Raw genomic sequence first — 16,027 nt, 5'->3', positions numbered from 1 at the left:
GTTAACGCATTGACGGGTGCGAACGCTCGTAAAATAGTGTTCGCGAACGCTTTTACCCGTGCGCACCGAAATGGTTGGCGATGGCGACTGACAGGCGCAGCATGAGGCCATAGGCGCGTTCGATTGGGTCGATGTAATCGCGCGCAATCGCGCCATAGCCTTCGGTATCGGCATCGGGATAATCTGCAGGCGCATCCATCGCGAAATCGGATGGTGAGGGGAAATGCACAGGGAAGGCCCGTCGCATCTGCGCAAGCGCATCGTCGATGCGAAGCGAGAAAACCATTTCAAGCACGTCCTCGCGGCTCACATCATTGGCGCGACTGAAAACCGGCACTGACACAGCGCGCAGGAAGATATGCTGCATCAGCGCAAGGCGAAGCGCCTGCGCGGAGCCGATCATGCGCCGTGTGTCCTGATCAAGGCCGAGGCGTTCCTCGCGCGGCAATTGGCCGAGCAGGCGGTGGAATTTAAGCGTATCCACCCGCAGACGCGATGCGAGGCGACGGAAAACCCCGGTGCGATCATCCTTGGTGAGATATTCGGCCAGCACCTCGCAGGCAGAGGACAAATGCGGCTCTGTCCCGCGATAGGGGCGGCTTGCCCAATAGGCCGAGTTGAACAGCTCGCCATAGGCCGCGACCGTCTTGATACTGCCGAGCGCGTTGGATGTCTGCGCGAGGCGCATCATTTGCTGGCCGCGCTCGCTTGTTTCCAACAGCGCAGCAATCTCTTCATAATTGCCGTCGGCCGCGCTTCCGATCCCGGCGATCACGTTCACCGGAAAACCCAGCTGTTGCAGGATCGAATTGTGCGGAATTGCGCGGATCTGGCGCAGGTTCATATCGCGGTCGGCGCTGAGGTCGCTTTGGCGGCGTGACACCCGGCTACCGGTGGAATTGAGCAAGCCAAGGCCGAAAGCAGTGACGGCACGGCTATAGGTCTGGCTGCGCAGATGACCACGTTGATGCGCGCGGATTGCGCGGTAGAAGTCGAGGCTCAGATCGGTGCGGCTGTAGAAGGGATCGTCGCACACCTTGTCGGGCACGGGACTGTCATTGATGATGCGGGTGAGCGTCGCGCGCGCCAGTGTGGCGTTGGCAAAAGGCAGATATCCATCGCCCCCCTGAAACGAGACTTCGGGTTCAAGTGCAATCGCGTGCCGGTGAAAACGGCTGCGCGCCCACGGACTTAACGGCCATGTCAGGCGATCTTCGAAGGATGACGGGTGCGCACCGCGACCCATGCTTTCGCCGTGGGTGTTGAAGATGAGCGCAGCAACATCGGTAAGCTTGTGCCGCTCCATCGCTTGCGCAAGGCGCCCTTGAAGCCGCTCGATTGCAAGGCTTGCGGGGATTTGTCCGACGAAACGGCCCGCATCGGAAAAGCCGGTCTGAATGCACACGCGGCCCCGTCCGCGCGCGTATTCCTGATAGGTTTCCTCCTTGCAAAGCGCCTCGAGAAAGCGCCCGCCGTGTTCAAGCGCCTCTTCGGTTTCAAACAGGGGCGAGACATCGACCTTGCCTTCAATCCCGAACAGCTTGGCGAGATAGAGCGCGGCAAGAACGGTCGAGGGCTGTTCGCATTCGGCCACCAGCATGCGGATGGGCGTATCGGCATCCACATGCTCAAGGATTTGCGCCATCGCGAGGAATTGCCGCGTCGCGGTCGAGCTTTCGATGGCGAGCGAGGCGAAGTTGGTGCGCTTTGCCTGAACTTCGCCGAGCATCCGGCGCAAGGTTGCCATCGCGCCCTTGCTTGCAAGGTCAAGCTCGGGGCTTTCGTGCAGGTGGTTGCGGATCGCATTGTGCAATTGCTTGGCGTTCACGCGGAAATGGATGTGCGCCATGCCAAGCCCATCGGCACGCATCGCAGCGGCCAGCGTCAGGAGATCGGCGGCGCGTGCGTCCTTCTTCTCGGCTTCGGCTTCTCCCTCGAGATCGGCAATAATGCCGTCGAGACTGGTAAGCTTCGCCGGGTCATCGGCTGTCAGGCGGTTGGCGGCAGCGGACAGGGCCTCTGGCTCGGACAGATCGCCGGCAAAATCCTTGGCGCTCGCTGTCGCATGTTCGCTCGCAGCCTTCAGCTTTGCGACAAGCGCATGGCCTGCATCAATCGCGGAGAGTTCATCGGCATAGCGGGCCAGACGCTCCGCCTTTTCAGCGAGGCGGAACCGGATCGAGGTGTACCATGCAATATCGGTTCGCCCGTCCATGTCATAGCCGACCCATGTGGCGAAGCGGAACGGCATCGGGCGAAGCGCCTTCCACTGCTTTGGCCAGCACCCCTTGGCGTGTTCGTAAACCTCGCGCACGATTGCGCTGCGCGCCTCTTGTGCATGGGCAATCGCGGACATGGCTTCGGCGTGTTCATATTCGAGCGTGACCTGCGGGCGTTTTGCGCCGCTCAAATCTGGCGAAGCGTGGATCTCGGCCCCGGTGCTCGCCGCATGAGCGACCGCGCTGGTCTGAGCCGGCGTTAGCAGGAAGGTCGGGTGCGCTGTGAAAACCGCGTGAAGGCGCGGAGCCTCCCAACGTTGCTGATAGGCTTCAAAGTCGTCTGTCGTGTCACCTTTGGCCACCGTTTGCGGGGCATCGGGCCGGATCAGATTGCGCAGCCGCGCGGTGCGCGCGTTCAAACTCTTGCATTCCAGCTCCTCGACCAGCGCTTCGAGCGCGTCGAGATCGAGCGCATCCCCTTCAAGTCCGCGCGACAGATCAAGCCCCAATTGAAACACAGGATTGAACAATGGCGTCTCACGCGTTCGGGCGTGAAGCTCTTGGAGGCGCTGCGAGAGGTCGTTGATCGTGTTGAGCGGTAGGTTCATTGCGATTCCAGATGCAGAGTGTTCAGGTGTGCGTGTTCAGGTGCGCTTGGGCAAAAGCGGCAGCCGCGCCCAGAAGGCCCGGCTGTGGATGAGTGATGAGCTTTACCGGAAGCGAGGCCATCAGCGAGGCAAAGCGTCCCTTTGCGCAGAACCGGTCTGCAAAGCCCGAGCTTAGCAGGGTTTCGCGGATGCGATAGCCAAGCCCGCCTGCGATCACCACGCCGCTTGCGCCTTGGACAAGGGCGATGTCACCCGCCACCGAACCCAGCGCAAGGCAGAAGCGATCAACTGCAGCGGCGGCCAGACTATCTTCACCGCTTGTGCCAGCGGTCCAGATCTCGACGTCCGATTTCTCGACAATCGCGCGGCCTTCCATCGCGGCGAGCGCTTGATAGATGTCAACAATCGCAGGTCCAGCGACCACGCGCTCGTTTGAGACGCGGGTGTGCCGCTGACGAAGGCGGACTAGAATTGCATCCTCGATGCTGTCCAGAGGCGCGAAATCGCCGTGCCCGCCCTCGGTCGCCTGGACGTAGTATCGGGCAGGTGAAAACCGCTTGAAGTGCGCAACACCAAGCCCTGTGCCCGGGCCCAGCACGCTGATCGTTCCGTTGACAGGCAAAGGCGTGTCGGGTCCTGCAAGAGGCAGGAACTGGTCTTCGCTCGCGATCGCTGCGGCATGGGCCACCGCCTCGAAATCGTTGATGACCAAGTTCTTTGAAACGCCAAGCTTTTCCTCGATCAGAGGCGGGCGGATGATCCACGGGTTGTTGGTAAAGCGAATGATGTCGGCGTTGATTTTGCCTGCGGCTGCAATGGCAAGACAATCGGGCAGACTTCCGCCTTGTTGAGAGCGGAAATCCTCCCACGCGGTCTGGAAACTTGCATGGTTCGAGGTGTGCAGCGTGACCGGCTCGCCAAGGGTGATCTCACCATCGCCGGCGATGTTTGCAATCGCAAAGCGTGCATGGGTGCCCCCCACATCGACGGTGACGATTTGCGTGTGGCCGCTCATAGGCCGGCGGCCACCAGCATCGCCGATGCCCCTTTTTCCGCATCATCAGCCTGGGCCTGCATCATGCGGAAAAGCTCGCGGCCAACGCCCCATTCCTGTGGCGGGTTGGGGGCAGGGGTGCGAGCGGATAGGTCGGCATCGGTGTGGAGCGTTCCCGTTTCGGCGCATACGGTCACAACGTCGCCGTCCTCAAGCAGGCTTAATGGCCCGCCGTCCATTGCTTCGGGGGAGCAATGGATCGCAGACGGCACTTTGCCAGAAGCGCCCGACATACGGCCATCGGTGACAAGCGCGATGCGGTAGCCCTGATCGTGAAGCACGCCCAGAGACGGTGTGAGGCCATGAAGTTCCGGCATCCCGTTGGCGCGCGGCCCCTGAAAGCGCACGACCACCACGACATCGCGGTTGAGCTCGCCCTTCTGGAAGGCTTCTTTCACCGCTTCCTGTGTCTGGAACACGCGGGCAGGCGCAGTGATGGTCCAGCGATCTTTGGCAACAGCCGAGGATTTGAAACATGCACGGCCAAGGTTTCCGGTCAGCAGCCGCATCCCGCCATCCTGCTGGAAAGGTGCATCGGCAGGGCGCAGCATGGTGTCGTCCTGGCTCTCCTCAACGCGCATCCATTGCAGCGCTTCATCCTCCCAAACGGGTTCTGCGCGGTAAGCGTCAAGGCCGTCCTCCCATACGGTAAGGATGTCGCCATGCGCGAGGCCGGCATCGAGCAGTTCGCTGATGACATAACCCATGCCGCCCGCCTGGTGGAACTGGTTCACATCGCCCGAGCCATTGGGATAGACGCGCGCCAGAAGCGGCACCACGCTCGACAATTCGGCCATATCGCTCCAGTCGATGATGATTCCCGCTGCGCGCGCCATAGCGGGGATGTGGATCGCGTGATTGGTCGAGCCGCCGGTTGCCAGAAGGCCGATCACCGCGTTGACGATGGCTTTCTCATCGACAACCTGCGCCAGAGTGCGCTCGGCGGTGCCGGAAAGCTCGGCCAAGCGGTGCACGGCTGCGCGGTCGAGGGCCTGGCGAAGCTTTGTTCCCGGCTGGACAAACGCCGCGCCCGGCACGTGCAGGCCCATCATCTCCATCATCATCTGATTGGAGTTGGCGGTGCCATAGAAGGTGCAAGTGCCCGGCGAGTGGTAGGAGGCAAGCTCGCTTTCGAGAAGCGCATCGCGGCCCACTTCTCCGCTCGCATATTTCTGGCGCGTTTCCTGCTTTTGCTTATTGGAAATGCCGCTCGGCATGGGGCCGGAGGGAACGAACACGGCGGGCAAGTGGCCGAACCGCAGCGCGCCCATCAGCAAGCCTGGCACGATCTTGTCGCAAATGCCAAGGCAGGCAACGCCGTCATACATCTGGTGGGAGAGCGCAACGCCGGTTGCCATGGCGATATTGTCGCGGGAAAAGAGCGAGAGTTCCATCCCGTCCTCACCCTGTGTGACGCCGTCGCACATGGCAGGAGTGCCGCCTGCGACCTGCGCGGTGGCGCCCTTTTCGCGGGCGTAGATCTTCATCCGCTCAGGATAGCGGCCATAGGGTTGGTGCGCGGACAGCATGTCGTTGTAAGCGGTAACGATGCCGATATTGGGCCCGCGATTGTTCTTGAGCGCCTCCTGATCCTCCTGCGCGCCGGCAAAGGCGTGGGCCAGCACCGAACACGAAACCTGCGAACGCTCGGGCAGCCGGTCCGCCTCGCGTTTCATCAGTTCAAGAAAGGTATCGCGTGAACTTTGCGAGCGTTCGATAATGCGCTTGGTCACCCGCTCGATCACGGGGTTGAGATTACTCATGCCATGATACTCCGTCGCGTTCTGTTAGAGCAATTGCGCCAGACGGGCCCCAGGAGCCCGCCATATAGGTTTGGGGTGTCTTGCCCTGTTTTTCCCACTCGGCGCGGATATGGTCGATCCAGTGCCATTGCGCCTCCACCTCGTCGCGGCGCACGAACAGGGTTTGATCGCCCTTGATAAGGTCGAGGAGCAGCCGCTCATAGGCGATGCGCCGCTGCGCTTCGGCAAAGGCGTCGGGCATGGTGATCGCAAGCGGCACTTCGCGAAGGCGCACGCCGTCTTCATCAAGCCCGGGCACCTTGGCCATCAAGGACAGGGTTATGTCCTCTTCGGGTTGAATACCGATCAGAAGGCGATTGGGCTGGAGCCCTGCGCCGGTCCCTTCGAAGATCGAGTGCGGCACGCAGCGGAACTGGACGAGGATTTCGGTAACCCGCTCTGGCATGCGTTTTCCGGTGCGAAGGTAAAAGGGCACGCCCTTCCAGCGCCAATTGTCGACATGCGCCTTGATCGCGACGAAAGTTTCTGTGTCCGATGCCTCGCCAAGCTCTTCGTCATATCCGGGCACAGCCTGACCGCCGCTCGCGCCAGCGCGGTATTGGCCCGTTACGGTCTCCCCCGCCGAAGCTTCGCGAAGCGCGCGAAGCACCTTCACCTTTTCATCGCGCACTGCGGTTGCGTCAAATGACGTCGGTGGCTCCATCGCCACCAGCGCGAGAAGCTGGAGCATATGGTTCTGCACCATATCGCGCAGCGCACCTGCATCGTCATAAAAGCCTACCCGGCCTTCAAGTCCCACTGTTTCTGCCACAGTGATCTGGACGTGTTCGATAACGTTGGAGTTCCAAATCGGCTCGAAAAGGATATTGGCAAAGCGCAGCGCGAGCAGGTTCTGCACTGTCTCTTTGCCAAGGTAATGGTCGATACGGAATATCCGATCTTCCGGGAAGGCGGACGCCACCGCATCGTTAATCTCAGCCGAGCTTTCGAGATCTGAGCCAAGCGGTTTTTCAAGGCACATTCGCACCCTTTCGCCGGTTAGCCCCGCTTTTTCGAGCCCCTTGATTGTTGGGCCAAACAGGCTTGGCGCCGTGGAAAGGAAGATTGCAAGACCTCCGTCAGCACCTCTGCCCCCTGCGTCTTCGACCTTGTCGGCGAGCGCGTCGAACCCATCAAGAGTGCTTGCATCGAGCGTTTGATAGGACAAGCGATTGAGGAACCCCGCCATGCTCCCGCGCCGGTCGGCTGGCAAAAACTCCTCCAACGCCTCGCGCGCCATATTGCGAAAGCCTGCGTCATCAAGCTCGCTTCGCGCTGTGCCGATGATGCGCAGATCGTCTGAGAGCAGCCCATCGGCATCCAGTGCGCATAAGGAGGGCAATAGCTTTCGCCGTGACAAATCGCCGGTGGCCCCGAACAAAAGCAAGCGATCCGCGGCAAATTGTGGCACAGCCATGCATATTCCTCCTTGAGCAGATATTCGACTGCCAGCTTACAACACAACCCTAGCAGGGGTTAGTATGTGTGGACCATAGATTGCATAGCTATTCAAATGGGAACGCAGGTCATTTAGGGATTGGCAAAAGGGCGGTATTGAAGGGAACGGATGATGGACGATCTTCGCAAGAATGCGCGGATCACCAGCTTTGATGTGGCAGAACGCGCAGGCGTGAGCCAGTCGACCGTGAGCCGTGCGCTCTCTGGCTCTGGCGTCATCAGCGACGCGACCCGCCAAAAGGTGATGAACGCAGCCTCCGAAATGGGCTATTTCGTGGACGAGCGTGCAGCACGTTTGCGACGTGGGCACACCGGCACTTTGGCGGTGGTCGTGATCTGTATGCCGGGCGGGCGCGCGCGCGATGTGAACCCGTTTTCCTATGCGCTGCTTGGCGGAATATGCGCCGCGGCGGCTGATCTGGGGCTTGAGGTTCTGGTCTCGCTGCAAGCCGAAGAGGACAAGCTTTTTGGCCACTATGTCGAACGGGGGCAGGCCGAAGGGTTGATCGTAATCGGCACCACCGCCAATCGCCCCGCGTGGGAGTATTTCCGCGATATCGGCGTGAGCGCAGAAGCTACAGGCGCGCCGGTTGCCTATTGGGGGTCGCCTTTGGGGGACCTTGACCGCGTGCTTTCCGACAATGACGTGGGCGCACGCGCAGCCGCCGATCATCTGATCGAAAAAGGCGCAAAACGCCTCGTGTGCATCGGGTCGAAAGGCACTCCCCAACGCCAATTCGCCGAGCGGGTAGAGGCTTTTCTGGCGCAGGCCCACTCGCGCGGCGTTGAGGCAGACCTTATCGAAATCGAACCTGCCGACGCGCGCCGCGACCAAGGGCGGCTGGCGGCGCATAAGCTGCTAGAACAGCACCCCGAATGCGACGGTGTGTTCGCCGTGTGCGATGCGCTTGCCTTTGGCGTGCTGGAGACATTGCAGGCCGCAGGCAAGACGGTGCCCGGTGATATTCGACTGGTCGGTTTTGACGGTATCCCGGCAAGCGAAATGACCACTCCGGCGCTCACCACGATTGAACCCGATCTCGACATGGCAGGCCGGATGCTGGTCGAGGCAGTGGCCGGGGTTGTGACAGCGGAAGAGACCAAGTCCCAAAAGGCGCGCCCCAAGGAGCAACGCGTGCCGGTGAAGTTGATCGAGCGGGCGAGCGCATGAACATCGCGCGGCTCTAACCCAACTTTCCTACAGCCAGTGCCCCTCGTTAAAGGGCAGGGGTGCTGTGTATTCAAGCTTTTGAAAAATTTGCGAGAACCGGCCTTCGCTGGGTGGGTGTGTTTTCTGCCTTTGGACAGTGTCTCAAGTGTCTCAAACGGGCTCTGTTGGCCCGAAGGTTCGATCAGTTTTCGATAACACCAAAGAGGTCGTGTGCGTCAGCATCTTCGATTGTTGCCTCGACGATATCGCCCGCTGCCAACGTCTCGGGAACGTTGCGCAGATACACTGCACCGTCGATCTCGGGGGCGTCGGCCTGCGACCTTCCGGTTGCGCCGATGTCGCCATCCTCGTCCGGTTCGCCCACCTCGTCGATGATGACGGGGAGGGTGCGTCCCACCTTGGCGTCGAGCTTGGCTGCGCTGATCCGTTCGGTGACTTCCATCAGCCGCGCGTATCGCTCTTCCTTCAGGCTTTCGGGCACCGGGTCGGGCAGGTCATTGGCCCGCGCACCTTCGACGGGTTCGAAGCGGAAAGCCCCCACACGGTCGAGCTGTGCTTCTTCCAGCCATTCAAGAAGGTATTCAAAATCCGCCTCGGTTTCCCCGGGGAAGCCGACGACGAAGGACGAGCGGATCGCAATGTCGGGGCAAATGTCGCGCCATGCCTTGATGCGGTCGAGGACCTTCGCCTCATTAGCAGGGCGGCGCATGGACTTGAGCACGCTCGGGGCGGCGTGCTGGAACGGGATGTCGAGATACGGGGTGAGAAGCCCCTCGGCCATCAGCGGGATGACGTGGTCAACATGGGGGTAGGGGTAAACATAGTGGAGACGGACCCACGGGGCCTTGTCTTCGGCGGTGCGAAGCTGGCCGAGTTCGCGGGCGAGATCGGTCATATGCGCACGCACTTCCCGGCCCTTCCACTGACGTGGGTCGTGGCGGGTGTCTACGCCATAGGCAGAGGTATCCTGAGAGATCACCAGCAGCTCTTTCGTGCCTGCCGCGACAAGCTTCTCCGCCTCGCGCAGCACTGCGTCGATGCGGCGGCTGGCCAGCTTCCCGCGAAGGTCGGGGATGATGCAGAACGAGCAGGAGTGATTGCACCCCTCGGAGATCTTCAGATAGCTGTAATGGCGCGGTGTGAGCTTAATGTCCGGCTGCGGGATGAGGTCCACGAACGGGCCTTGGCTGGGGGGCGCGTGGGTGTGCACGGCCTCGATCACCTGCTCATATTGATGCGCGCCGGTAACCGCGAGCACTTGCGGGTGCGCCGCACGGATGGCGTCGGCTTCTTCGCCCATGCAGCCGGTGACGATCACGCGGCCGTTTTCGTTAATGGCCTCGCCGATTGCCGCCAGGCTTTCTTCCTTGGCGCTGTCGAGGAAGCCACAGGTGTTGACCAGCACCACATCTGCGCCCGCATAGTCGGGGCTCATCGCATAGCCGTCAGCGCGCAGGCGCGTGAGGATGCGTTCGGAATCGACCAGCGCCTTGGGACAGCCGAGCGAAACCATTCCGACTTTCTTGGCGTCAGGGAGAGTGGTTGCATTGGACATGATGGGCGCGCCGTTACACGGCTTTTGACCGGCGCGCTAGAGCCCAGCGTGCAGGCCGTGCTCCAAACGGTAACAAACGAAAAGGGGGCAGGCGAGAGTGCCGACTATGAAATTGACACCCACGGGGCTACACCTTGCCTTGGTTAGGGGAGAGACGAGATGAATGACTTTGCACTTTGGCCCGTGCTCGCAGGCGCAACGGCGTTCTTCGTGGTGGGCGCGATCTGGTATGGCTTGCTCTTCGGCAAGGCCTGGCAAAAGGCAGCGGGCTTTTCCGACGAGGAAATTCAGTCCGGCAGTATCCTCCTGATCTTCGGGCTCACCTTCCTTTTTGAAATGCTGATCGCGATGGTGCTGTGGCACCTTATTGCCCGCACTGGAGCGGCCCCTCACGTGGTGATGATGATGTCGATCGGCTTTGCGCTCGGGATCATGGCCCCGGCTATCGGGATCAACTATTTGTATCAGCGCAAATCAGGCGTGCTTTTTGCAATTGATACAGGCCACTTTGTCCTTGGCATGGCAGCAATGGGCGGGGTTTTCCTGCTGTTCCTCTAAGGCGTTAGCCGCGCCCTTTACCGTTTCCGTTATCTGACGGCACGATTTCGACGATGACATCGCCGGGCTGGAGGTTCTCACACTCCTCCTCCCAGAAACCGATCGCGCGCCCGTTGCGATAGATGCGAAGGCCTCGCCCTCCGGTGCTGAGCTCGGCGATCGAGCATCCGCACTCATCCTCGTCGACTACGCGCTCGACCAGTTGGACGCGGCCCGAAACGGAGGCAAGATCGGCAAGATAGTCTGCGATGTGCGCGCCATTGGCAGACCCTGCGAGCAGGAGCCCGGTAAAGCGAACAGGGTTGATCACATTGGTGGCGCCTGCCTGACGGGCGAGCAATTCGTTGTCGTCTGCGCGCACCACAACGCTGATCGGAACCTTGGGCGCGAGGTGGCGAACGGTCAGAACGATCAGGATCGACGTGTCATCGCGCCCCGCGGAGACGAGGACGTTCTTGGCGGTGGTGATGCGAGCGGCCTTTAGCGTTTCATCGCGGGTCGCATCAGAAGGCAGGACATTGACGCCCAGCTTTTCCGCTTCGCGCAAACGATCATCGCTTGGATCGACGACGACAATCTTGTCGGCGGGCGTACCGCGCTCGATCAATTCCTCGACGCTCTGCGAGCCAGAGACGCCATAGCCAAGGACAACCACATGGTCGGAGAGCTTTTCCTGAATGCGTGCCATGCGCCATTTCTCCCAGCTGCGCTTGATGATAAAATTGTAGGCGGTGCCCACGAAAATGAAGAAAACCAGAAAACGGATCGGAGTGACAATCACCGCTTCCTTGAACCGCGCGCTGTCAGATACAGGTGCAATGTCACCAAAGCCGGTGGTCGTGATCGAAATCATCGTGAAATAAACAATGTCGAGAAAGCTTACGTGCCCGTCGACATTATCGACCAGCCCCTCGCGGTCGAACCAGTGGATCATCACGACGATGAAAATCAGGCCGATCGCAGCGCCCAGACGCAGGAATACATCAGCCCAGACCGGCAGGCCAACCGCCCGGCGAAGCGGTTGCATCCGCTTTTGCACCGGATGAACACCGCGCTGCAGGTCCTGCTTGCGCTTCGGATGGCGCGTCAAAAAACCCTTAGTGTCCCGCTGAGCCATTGTGTGTGTGCTTTATCCCTCGAACCGACCAGCTAGAGTGTCGATTGTGGGGTAATGCGTCAAGTCGAGTTGCAGAGGCGTTACAGTGACATAGCGGTCATCAATCGCTTCCAGATCGGTTCCGTGGTCGAGTGTGTGCTCGATCGGGTGGAGGCCGAACCAGAAATAGCGAAGCCCGCGGGGATCAGTGCCTTCGACAACGCTGCCGCGCGAATAATCGTGAAAGCCCTGCCGGGTAACACGGATGCCTTGCGCGCCTTTGGGCGGGAAATTGACGTTAAGAAATGTCCGATTGCCAAAGGGGGCATCAATGAGCGGTTCGATGACTTTGGGAGCCCATTCGAGCGTTTGAGCAAATTCTTGATCGGTGCCGCGCGTTTCGGGCGAAATCACTTGGGACAGAGCAATCGAGCGGATTCCGGCAAGCGCCCCTTCCATCGCGGCCGAAGCGGTGCCCGAATAGGTCACATCATCGCCAAGGTTCGCTCCGCGATTGACGCCTGACAAGATGAGATCAGGCGGGCTGTCGAGGACTTGGCGAAGGCCCATGGTGACGCTGTCGGTCGGAGTGCCGGTGACCGCAAAGCGGCGCTCTGCGAATTTCTGCAGCCGCACGGGATGGTTCAGGGACAGCGAGTGCCCTGCGCCCGATTGCTCTTCGGATGGCGCGCATATCCACACATCATCGGAAAATTGGGCTGCGATTTTTTCCAGAACGGCCAGACCGGGGGCATGAATGCCATCATCATTGGTAAGGAGGATACGCATCAGGAGATCGGCTCCAGCTTGGTGGTGCCGCCCATGTACGGGGCAAGGGCCTCCGGCACCAGAACAGAGCCGTCGGCTTGCTGATAATTCTCGATCACCGCGACCAATGTGCGGCCCACGGCCAGCCCCGAGCCGTTCAGTGTGTGGACGAATTCGGTCTTCTTTTTCTCGCCCGCGACACGGTAACGCGCGTTCATGCGGCGCGATTGGAAATCGCCCGTGTTCGAGCACGAGCTGATCTCGCGGTAGGCGCCTTGGCCCGGCAGCCACACCTCAAGATCATAGGTCTTGCGCGCGCCAAAGCCCATGTCGCCGGTGCACAGCAGCACCTTGCGATAGGGCAGGTGGAGCGCTTCGAGCACGTCTTCAGCCGCGCGGGTCATGCGCTCATGCTCTGCCCCGGAATCCTCTGGCTTCACCACGCTTACAAGCTCGCATTTCTCAAACTGGTGCTGGCGAATGAAGCCGCGCGTATCGCGCCCGGCAGCACCCGCTTCCGAGCGAAAGCACTGGGTCAGCGCGGTCATGCGCAGGGGCAGGGCGATTTCATCAAGGAGCTGGCCCATGACGCTCGCTGTGAGCGAGACTTCCGACGTTGGGATCAACCAGCGGTCATCGGTGGTGCGGAAGCTGTCCTCGGCAAATTTTGGGAGCTTGTCGGTCCCGTACATCGCCTCGTCCTTGACCAGCACAGGCGGCGCGCATTCGGTGTAGCCGTAAACGCTCACCTGACGGTCGATCATAAATTGGCCAAGCGCGCGGTGGAGGCGCGCCATGCCCCCGCGAAGGAATGTGAAACGCGCGCCTGAAATGAGTGCACCCGTTTCGAAATCCATTCCCAGAGCTGGCGCGATATCGGCGTGTTCCTTCGGCTCGAAATCGAAACTCGGCTTTGTGCCCCAAGTGCTGACTTCAACATTGCCCGCTTCGTCCTCGCCTTGCGGAACATCGTCGAAGGGAAGGTTGGGGAGACGTGCGAGGGCGTCTTGGAGCTTCTCGCCGAGCGCTTTTTCCTCCGCCTCAACCGTGGGCATATCGGTCTTGATCTGCGCGACCTCGGCTTTGAGCGCTTCGGCTTTGTCCGTGTCGCCTTGGCCCATGGCCGCGCCGATGGCCTTGGAGGCTTCGTTGCGGCGGCTTTGCATCTCTTGCAGCCTGGTGGTGAGCGCGCGGCGCTCTTCGTCGATGGCAAGGATGTTTTGCGCAGCCGGCTCGGCGCCGCGGCGCGCGAGCCCTGCGTCGAATTGTTCCGGGTTCTCTCGGATTAAGCGAATATCATGCATAGCTGCGCCTATGCCCGCTTAAGCTTACGAATAAAAGACCAGATGGGGCGGCTGCTTCCGCTCTTTTGCCTCGGGTCAGCTTGCCGCAAGCAGAACTGAGGCCGAAGCGCCTGAAAGTTCGCCTTGGTTCACATCCAGTTTTTCGGGCCGGGTCACAGTTGGATAAGCCTTGGCCAAGAGGGCGAGAACCTTCTCGATACTGGTGGCAAGCCTGGCGTTTTCATCGCGGATTGCATCGACCGAACGCTCAAATGTGACCGCCGCCGTTTTGTAATAGCCATAGCCATCAAGATAGGGGCCATATTGCGTGCTCTCGCTTGCCTGCGCATACATCGCGACAGCGCGTTCGATCTGGTCAGCAACAACGCCAGCGGCTACTTTTCCAGCACTTTTGTCCGATTGCGGAGCCTTCTCTTCAGCAGCGCGAAGAGCGGCGAAAATGATCTCGGCTTGGGAGTTGATCTCGCTTGCCTCCACGCCCGAAAGCGCAGCCTGCGATGCGCCGGCGAAAAGCGGCGACATATCCTTAACGCCGCGCGCATCAAACACGGGCTGGAGCTCAAGCAGCACTTCGGAAACCGGATGGGCGAACATTTCAGCGCCTGTTTCCCTTTCGCCTGCCTCGTAAGCATCGCGCGCGGCGATCACGTGGGCTTCAGCCACCGCAAGCGCGGAGGAATAAATAACGGGATCATTGGCAGCCGCCGCGACATCTACTCCGCCTTCGCCGCCCTCTCCGCCGGTGCCTTCACCGCCTTCGCCGCTTTCACCTTCGCCCGCTTCACCGGCCTGTTGCATCGCTGCGCCTTCGCCCGTTTCACCGCCTTCGCCAGCCTCACCAGAGCAGCCCGCAACCGTGAGACCCGCCAAAGCGGTCGCCACGCCAAGTTGCGTCCAGGTTTTCAATTCGACTTTCATCACTTACTGCTCCGGTTGGATTCATTTTCGCGAAACCATAAGCGGTTAGCACCTTTTTGCAAACGATTATCAAGAGCTTTTTATGATCCTCAGCATCGAAGCTATTTCTGACGCGGAAACACTGGCTGAAATCAGCTCGGCTATCGAAAAGCTTGAGTGGCAGGACGGGCGGGCGACTGCTGGTAAGGTGGCTGCGCGGGTCAAGGATAACGAGCAGGCTGTGATGGCGAGCGCCGCTGGCCGTGCGCTCAGCAAAATGCTGACGCCGCTCATCATGGATAATACGGTAGTGCAGGCCGCGGTGCGTCCGCGCCGTCATTCGAACCTGTTGGTGAGCAAGACGCAAGGCGGCGGGCATTACGGCGCGCATGTGGACAATGCCATGATGGGCAAAGGCGATGCACGTATCCGCACCGATGTCTCCTTCACTCTCTTCCTGGGCGATCCGGCGGACTATGAGGGCGGAGAACTGGTGGTGCAGACCGCTGGCATGACGCAATCGATTAAAGAGGCATCAGGGCATCTCATCCTCTACCCCTCGAACAGTATCCATGAGGTCACGCCCGTCACAAGCGGGACACGGATTGTTGCAGTCGGGTGGATCGAAAGCCTGATCCGCAATGAGGCTCAGCGCGAGCTGCTGTTTGATATGCAGAACACCCGCGCCTCGCTATCTGCAAAGCTTCCAGCCGATGCGCCAGAGCTTCTGATGATCGACAAGTCGATCGCCAATCTCATGCGGATGTGGGTTGAATCTTAGCAGGTTTGTCGGGAGATGCGATGCTCTTGGCCCTACGCCTGGCCCGAAGCGAGAACCCGATGATGAGCGCGACCCCTACCGTGCTTGGCAAGGCCCAGACGAGCGGGTTGAAGACGTGTTCCGGAATGTACCGGATAAGCCCCACTGACATGAAGGCGGTATAGGCGCTGATCCCCATGCCGATGAGCGCGCGGAAATGCTCGCCCACATAAGATTGGCGGGTCGGTGGGTGACTGCGCCAGATATAAAGCTGCTGAATGCCCATCGCGACGATACCGAGGACAGCCACCGCCATCATCAATGCCTCGCCGATATGAAAGCCGTACCAGAAGCAATAGGCAGCCGATGCAAGGACACCGCCGATCACGACTTGATACCGCGCGCCTCTCAATGCCTCGCGATCGTTCGAGTGCTTGACCACCGCGAGGCCATAGTCTGCAAAACCAATCGTCAAGAGGCCAAGATAGAGCATCATCCAGCCAAACAAACCATCGAACAGCATCCGATCTGTGATCGAAGGGATGCGCGTCTCTGGCCCGTAGAGCGAGATGAGCGCCATGATGACGGCGAGCGCTCCTGCGCCGATAAAGCCGTAGGCGCAGATGCGTCCCCAGCGGCGATGATTGACTGCACCCTTTCTGGCGATGATCGGCACCCAGAATGCAATCAGCCCCGCCAGTCCAGTAATGACGTGCAGGACAATCAGGATCTTGAACAGGTGCATGCCATCATATGTACAGGCATTTGGACAGTTTG

13 protein-coding genes are annotated in these 16,027 nt (G+C 60.4%); 3 read left to right on the top strand and 10 right to left on the bottom strand.

Going from position 1 to position 16,027, the window contains the following annotated elements:
• Window positions 1-52: 52 nt before the first annotated feature.
• From MWU38_RS10785 to zwf, 4 genes are read right to left on the bottom strand one after another with little or no spacing between them, the layout of a single operon-like run.
• Window positions 53-2,827: a phosphoenolpyruvate carboxylase gene (locus MWU38_RS10785; protein WP_247271811.1), complete on the bottom strand. Its 2,775-nt coding sequence runs from the start codon at window positions 2,825-2,827 to the stop codon at window positions 53-55.
• A 22-nt stretch (window positions 2,828-2,849) separates the two neighbouring features.
• The gene (locus MWU38_RS10780) at window positions 2,850-3,842 is read right to left on the bottom strand and encodes a glucokinase (protein WP_247271810.1); all 993 of its coding nucleotides are present in this window, start codon (window positions 3,840-3,842) and stop codon (window positions 2,850-2,852) included.
• Window positions 3,839-5,644 carry a phosphogluconate dehydratase gene (edd, locus tag MWU38_RS10775; RefSeq protein WP_247271809.1) on the bottom strand — a complete coding sequence of 602 codons (1,806 nt, stop codon included), beginning with the start codon at window positions 5,642-5,644 and terminating at the stop codon, window positions 3,839-3,841. The genes MWU38_RS10780 and edd overlap by 4 nt, the downstream gene beginning before the upstream one ends.
• Window positions 5,637-7,100 carry a glucose-6-phosphate dehydrogenase gene (zwf, locus tag MWU38_RS10770; protein WP_247271808.1) on the bottom strand — a complete coding sequence of 488 codons (1,464 nt, stop codon included), beginning with the start codon at window positions 7,098-7,100 and terminating at the stop codon, window positions 5,637-5,639. Before zwf ends, edd begins: the two co-directional genes overlap by 8 nt.
• 150 nt (window positions 7,101-7,250) lie before the next feature.
• On the opposite strand from zwf, the gene MWU38_RS10765 reads away from it, so the two are divergent.
• Entirely contained in the window at window positions 7,251-8,312 is a 1,062-nt protein-coding gene (locus tag MWU38_RS10765; protein ID WP_247271807.1) for a substrate-binding domain-containing protein, read from the top strand.
• A 181-nt stretch (window positions 8,313-8,493) separates the two neighbouring features.
• Here the strand turns inward: MWU38_RS10765 and rimO are convergent, their stop codons facing one another.
• Complete coding sequence (rimO, locus tag MWU38_RS10760) at window positions 8,494-9,867, bottom strand: 30S ribosomal protein S12 methylthiotransferase RimO (protein WP_247271806.1); 1,374 nt, start codon at window positions 9,865-9,867, stop codon at window positions 8,494-8,496.
• A 159-nt stretch (window positions 9,868-10,026) separates the two neighbouring features.
• Here rimO and MWU38_RS10755 point away from each other — a divergent pair, with 159 nt between their 5' ends.
• The gene (locus tag MWU38_RS10755; RefSeq protein ID WP_247271805.1) at window positions 10,027-10,425 is read left to right on the top strand and encodes a DUF1761 domain-containing protein; all 399 of its coding nucleotides are present in this window, start codon (window positions 10,027-10,029) and stop codon (window positions 10,423-10,425) included.
• Window positions 10,426-10,429: 4 nt separating this feature from the next.
• Here MWU38_RS10755 and MWU38_RS10750 read toward each other — a convergent pair whose 3' ends face one another.
• From MWU38_RS10750 to MWU38_RS10735, 4 genes are all read right to left on the bottom strand, one after another.
• Complete coding sequence (locus tag MWU38_RS10750) at window positions 10,430-11,452, bottom strand: potassium channel family protein (protein WP_247271978.1); 1,023 nt, start codon at window positions 11,450-11,452, stop codon at window positions 10,430-10,432.
• Window positions 11,453-11,554: 102 nt separating this feature from the next.
• Window positions 11,555-12,310, bottom strand: a complete 756-nt coding sequence (gene surE / locus MWU38_RS10745) for a 5'/3'-nucleotidase SurE (protein WP_247271804.1) — start codon at window positions 12,308-12,310, stop codon at window positions 11,555-11,557.
• Window positions 12,310-13,593 (bottom strand): serine--tRNA ligase, encoded by a 1,284-nt coding sequence (serS, locus tag MWU38_RS10740; RefSeq protein WP_247271803.1) that lies wholly within the window; start codon window positions 13,591-13,593, stop codon window positions 12,310-12,312. Before serS ends, surE begins: the two co-directional genes overlap by 1 nt.
• 75 nt (window positions 13,594-13,668) lie before the next feature.
• Complete coding sequence (locus MWU38_RS10735) at window positions 13,669-14,511, bottom strand: hypothetical protein (RefSeq protein ID WP_247271802.1); 843 nt, start codon at window positions 14,509-14,511, stop codon at window positions 13,669-13,671.
• An 82-nt stretch (window positions 14,512-14,593) separates the two neighbouring features.
• Between MWU38_RS10735 and MWU38_RS10730 the strand changes: the two genes are divergently transcribed.
• The gene (locus MWU38_RS10730; protein ID WP_247271801.1) at window positions 14,594-15,271 is read left to right on the top strand and encodes a Fe2+-dependent dioxygenase; all 678 of its coding nucleotides are present in this window, start codon (window positions 14,594-14,596) and stop codon (window positions 15,269-15,271) included.
• Here the strand turns inward: MWU38_RS10730 and MWU38_RS10725 are convergent.
• Window positions 15,246-15,995, bottom strand: coding sequence for a hypothetical protein (locus MWU38_RS10725; RefSeq protein ID WP_247271800.1), 750 nt, complete (start codon window positions 15,993-15,995; stop codon window positions 15,246-15,248). The genes MWU38_RS10730 and MWU38_RS10725 overlap by 26 nt on opposite strands.
• Window positions 15,996-16,027 lie beyond the last annotated feature (32 nt).

It is taken from the genome of Qipengyuania sp. S6317L1 (genome assembly GCF_023015615.1).
Lineage (GTDB): Bacteria > Pseudomonadota > Alphaproteobacteria > Sphingomonadales > Sphingomonadaceae > Erythrobacter.
This window is presented reverse-complemented; position numbering and strand designations above follow the sequence as displayed.